The sequence below is a fragment of the Neisseria sp. P0022.S010 genome (genome assembly GCF_051956635.1).
In genome coordinates, this window is the sequence record NZ_JBQCXF010000943.1 from 1 (window position 1) to 433 (window position 433).

Annotated in this window: 1 protein-coding gene; it reads left to right on the top strand. The window is 53.8% G+C overall.

From position 1 onward, the window contains the following. The coding region (locus ACTHUT_RS22235) for a class I SAM-dependent methyltransferase family protein (protein WP_440419979.1) at nucleotides 1-433 on the top strand (433 nt) is incomplete at both ends.

Here is a 433-nt window from a genome sequence, read left to right on the forward strand (position 1 = left end):
ATCTCAACGCCATCGGCTGGCGCGGTATCCGCCAACGCAAAGTCAATATCGGCAAAGCCATTCAGACGGCCTCAGCCAAACTGCGTGAAGCAGGGACACCTGTACACGTTTTGGATATTGCATCCGGTCATGGCCGCTATGTATTGGATGCCCTGCCTGCCGACACATTGCCTGATTCCGTACGCTTGCGCGATTACAGCCCGATTAATGTCGAAGCAGGACGCAAGCTGATTGCCGAGCGCGGCTTGCAAAACACGGTAACCTTCAATGAAGTCAATGCATACGACCGCGCCAATTATCAAGATTTACAGCCGCGCACTACCATGGGCATCGTCTACGGCCTGCATGAAGTGTTTGCCGACAACGATTTGATTTTGAACTCGCTCTCCGGCTTCGGCGAAGCCATTGAAACCGGCGGCTACCTGCTTTACAC